This window comes from Sphingomonas sp. (genome assembly GCF_031372575.1).
GTDB lineage: Bacteria > Pseudomonadota > Alphaproteobacteria > Sphingomonadales > Sphingomonadaceae > Sphingomicrobium.
Genome location: NZ_JANMLM010000040.1, coordinates 1 through 4,235, shown reverse-complemented (window position 1 = coordinate 4,235; position 4,235 = coordinate 1). Strand labels below are relative to the sequence as shown.

Annotated in this window: 4 protein-coding genes; 3 read left to right on the top strand and 1 reads right to left on the bottom strand. The window is 65.1% G+C overall.

All coding sequences use genetic code 11. The features are described 5' to 3' along the window. Both RMN73_RS03160 and RMN73_RS03155 read left to right on the top strand, forming a co-directional pair. The coding region (locus tag RMN73_RS03160) for an aspartate kinase (RefSeq protein WP_309601865.1) at positions 1–885 on the top strand (885 nt) is incomplete at its 5' end. 40 nt (positions 886–925) lie between these two features. After that, positions 926–1,951, top strand: a complete 1,026-nt coding sequence (locus tag RMN73_RS03155) for a nitronate monooxygenase (protein ID WP_309601867.1) — start codon at positions 926–928, stop codon at positions 1,949–1,951. A 3-nt stretch (positions 1,952–1,954) separates the two neighbouring features. On the opposite strand, the gene RMN73_RS03150 is transcribed toward RMN73_RS03155, so the two are convergent. Then, positions 1,955–2,401, bottom strand: a complete 447-nt coding sequence (locus RMN73_RS03150) for a hemerythrin domain-containing protein (protein ID WP_309601864.1) — start codon at positions 2,399–2,401, stop codon at positions 1,955–1,957. Between the two features lie 206 nt (positions 2,402–2,607). Here RMN73_RS03150 and RMN73_RS03145 point away from each other — a divergent pair. Continuing rightward, a partial coding sequence (locus tag RMN73_RS03145; RefSeq protein ID WP_309601866.1) for a putative PEP-binding protein occupies positions 2,608–4,235 on the top strand: 1,628 nt, incomplete at its 3' end.

Here is a 4,235-nt window from a genome sequence, read left to right as displayed (position 1 = left end):
AAGATCGAGTCCGCGACGCTCGATGAGGCGCTAAAGGCAGGGACAGTCGCGGTCATTCCGGGTTTCCAGGGGGTCAGCGAGGATGGCCGGGTGGCAACGCTGGGCCGCGGCGGATCGGATACCAGCGCGGTCGCCATCGCGGCGGGGCTCAATGCCGACCGTTTCGACATCTACACCGACGTCGACGGGGTCTACACCACCGATCCCCGCATCGTCCCGCGCGCGCGAAAACTCGATCAGGTGACGTTCGAGGAAATGCTCGAATTGGCGGGCGTGGGGTCGAAAGTGCTTCAGGTGCGCAGCGTCGGGCTCGCCATGCGTGAGAAGATGCCCTTGCGCGTGCTATCGGCGTTCGAGGATCTGCCGGGGACCGAAATCGTCGCCGAATTGGGAGCTGATATGGAACGTAACGCCATCGCCGGGATCGCCTCGGACCGCAACGAGGGGCGGATCACACTGACCGGCATCGCCGACCGGCCGGGAACGGTCGCGGCGATCATGCATCCGCTGAGCGCGGCGGGGATTTCGGTCGACATGATCGTCCATGCGGCGACTGCGGGCCAGCCGATCAGCGACCTGACCTTCACCGTCCCGCGCGCCAGCCTCGCCCAAGCGGCGGCGGTGATGGAAATCCAGCGCGAGGCGATCGGCTTTACCGAGATGCTGACCGACGATGCGGTCGCCAAGGTCAGCATCGTTGGCGTCGGAATCCGCTCCAACCCGGCGCTGTCGGCGGCGATGTTCGACACGCTCGCCGCGCGCCGAATCAATTTGCTGGCGGTTACGACCAGCGAGATCAAGGTCAGCGTCCTGATCCGGGAGGATGAGATGGAACTCGCCGTCCGCCTGCTCCACACCGCCTTCGGGCTCGATCAACAGGGATGACCAGATGAGCGGCGAAGGAATGATTGCGGAGCCTCGCGCGATGCACGGCGGCGGCCAGGGCGGGGCGCGGCTGCGTGACTTGATGCACCGCGGGACCGAATTCCTCGGCTGCGAATACGCCATCCTGGGCGGCGCGATGAGCTGGATTTCGGAGCGCGACCTCGTCTCCGCTATCTCCAATGCGGGCGGGTTCGGCGTGATCGCGTGCGGGGCAATGACCCCCGATTTGCTCGACACCGAAATCGCCGAGACCAAGAAGCGCACCACGCGGCCGTTCGGAGTCAATCTGATCACCATGCACCCGATGATCAGCGAATTGATCGACGTCTGCGCCAAGCATCAGGTGACCCATGTCGTGCTCGCCGGCGGCTTACCGCCGAGCGGGGCGATCGACCGGATCAAGGGCAATGGCGCCAAATTGATCGCCTTCGCCCCAGCGCTCGCGCTGGCCAAGAAGCTGATTCGCTCGGGTGCCGACGCATTGGTGATCGAGGGGATGGAGGCCGGTGGCCACATCGGTCCGGTCTCGACCAGCGTGCTGGCGCAAGAAATCCTCCCTGAGGTCGCCAAGGACATTCCGGTGTTCGTCGCGGGCGGGATCGGGCGCGGCGAGGCGATTGCGGCCTATCTCGAAATGGGCGCGGTCGGGGTCCAGCTGGGCACCCGCTTCGTCTGCGCCACCGAATGCATCGCCCATGCCAATTTCAAGAAGGCGTTCCTCCGCGCCTCGGCCCGCGATGCGATTCCCAGCGTCCAGATCGACCCGCGCCTGCCGGTGATCCCGGTGCGCGCGCTCAAGAATCAGGGAATGACCAACTTCGCCGCCAAGCAGGTTGAGGTCGCCGGACGCCTCGACGCGGGCGAGATCGAGATGGGCGAGGCGCAGTTGCAGATCGAACATTATTGGGCCGGGGCGCTCAAGCGCGCGGTGATCGACGGCGATGTCGAGAGCGGATCGGTCATGGCCGGGCAATCGGTCGGCATGGTCAAGCGCGAGGAGCCGGTGGCCGAGATCATCGCCGAACTGGTCGACGAGGCAGCGGCGGCGCTTGAGAGTCGCGGCTAAAGCCTAAAACGCGACCGCCCGACCACCTAGCCAGTCAGCATCTAGCGCTTCCGCAAGGGCGTCGGCGATCGGGAACAGGTCGCTTGTCTCGCGGCGGAGGCGGCGGCGGAGGGCCATGATCATGACCGCCGCCTCGCTGCGGAACAAGGTGACGTTGCTGGCGATCGCGCTGCTCGACTGCCAGCGCTGGCTGAAGCGTTCGAAGCGCGTCGCCAAGGTGCAAATCTCGCGCTGGAAGTCGCGCGCCAGCGCCGCCGTCTCTGGCGATCCCGATGCAATCAGAAACGGGTAGAGATTGCGGTCGGCAATCGAGAAATGAATTCTGAGCACTGCTGCCAGTCGCGCCACATCGAGTGACAGGGGATAAGCCGATGGATCCCCCTTATACGTGTCGATGCCAATCCGAATCCGATCCAGCATGGCGTTCGCGGCGTCCACCTGGGCGCGCATTATCGTCGTTCGAGCCATCGAAAAATTCCCTGATGTCAAATCTTTCCCGCGTTCCGGCAGGATCGGGACAAGAACGTCCGGGGATTGACGAATCGCCCAATTTGTCGGCTCCGTTTCGGATACAAACCCGACATTTTGCGGCACTTTTGTCGGCAATGTTCCGGACGCGATTGTCTTCGTGCGCTTCCGCCTGCTAGCGAATGGCTATGCCGCTTACCGCCGCCATTGCCTCGCGCGAGATCATCGTCGGCCTGCACGAGCTGATGGCCCGTCGGTCGAGCCCGCAGGGCAAGCTCGACCATGTCGTCGACCTGATCGCCGAGGCGATGAAAAGCGAGGTTTGCTCGATCTACGTCCAGCGCGATGGCAAGCTCGAATTGTTCGCCACTCACGGGCTCAACAAGGCAGCAGTCCATGTCACCCGCCTGTCGCCCGGAGAAGGGCTGGTCGGGACGATCGCCGCCGAGGGGCGGATCCTCAATCTCGACGAGGCCAATAACCACCCCGCCTTCGCTTACCGCCCCGAGACCGGCGAGGAGAGCTTCCACAGTTTCGCCGGGGTGCCGATCGTCCATCGTGAAAATTCGATCGGGGTGCTCGCGGTCCAGCATGCCGATCCGCGCTGTTACGAAGAGGTCGAGATCGAGGCGCTGCAGACCGTCGCGATGGTCCTGTCCGAGTTGATCGCGAGCGCGCGCCTGTCCGACGGCAGCCGCTCGACCCAGCGCCCTGCCGGCGCGCAGCGGCTGACCGGGCTCAAACTGGTGACCGGCATGGCCAAGGGCGTGGCGGTGTTTCACCAGCCCCGCGTGATGGTCGAACATACCGTCGCCGAGGATACCGAGGCCGAGCGCGCCCGGGTCTACACCGCCTTCCGCCGGATGCGCGAGCAGATCGACACCATGACCCGCGAGGCCGAATTCGGCACGTCGGGCGAGCACAATGAGATCCTCGAGACCTACAAGATGTTCGCCTATGACGAGGGCTGGTCGCGGCGCATCAACGAGGCGATCGACAGCGGGCTGACCGCCGAAGCCGCGATCGAGCGGGTCCAGCAACGCACCCGCAGCCGGATGCAGGAGATTGACGATCCCCTGCTTAAGGAGCGGATGCACGACCTCGAGGATCTGTCCAACCGGCTGATGCGGATCGTCAGCGGGCGGATGGGGACTGCGGCGCAGACCGGCTTGCAGAAGGATACCGTGCTGATCGCGCGCAACCTCGGCCCCGCCGAACTGCTCGAATATGACAAGCGCCGGCTTAAGGCGGTGGTGCTCGAAGAAGGATCGCTGACCGCGCACATGACCATCGTTGCCCGCGCGATGGGCGTTCCGGTAGTCGGCAAGTTGAGCAGTATCCGCCACGTCGCCAACGAGGGCGACGTCATCCTGGTCGATGGCGACAGCGGCACCGTCGTCGTCCGCCCGAGCCGCCCGCTGGCGCTGGGGTTCGAGCAACGTATGGCGATGAGCCAGAAGCGCCGCGCGCAATATGCGGCCCTGAAAGACCTCCCCGCCGAAACCACCGACGGGGTCAATGTGTCGCTGATGGTCAACGCCGGGCTGGCTGAGGATGCGGCGATGCTCGAAGCCTCGGGCGCCGACGGTATAGGGCTGTTCCGCACCGAATTCCAGTTCCTCGTCTCGGCCGCATTGCCTGGTCGCGAGAGCCAGCAGCGGCTGTACAAATCGGTGCTCGATGCGGCCGGCGACAAGCCGGTGGTGTTCCGCACGGTCGACATCGGCGGCGACAAGGCCTTGCCTTACCTGACCGACATCAAGGACGAGGCCGAGAATCCGGCGATGGGCTGGCGCGCGCTTCGCCTCAGCCTCGA

What these genes read in the sequence shown, in the direction of transcription:
- RMN73_RS03150 (WP_309601864.1), bottom strand. Translation starts at nt 2,401, where the DNA reads ATGCGCGCCCAGGTGGACGCCGCGAACGCCATGCTGGATCGGATTCGG.
- RMN73_RS03155 (WP_309601867.1), top strand. Translation starts at nt 926, where the DNA reads ATGCACGGCGGCGGCCAGGGCGGGGCGCGGCTGCGTGACTTGATGCAC.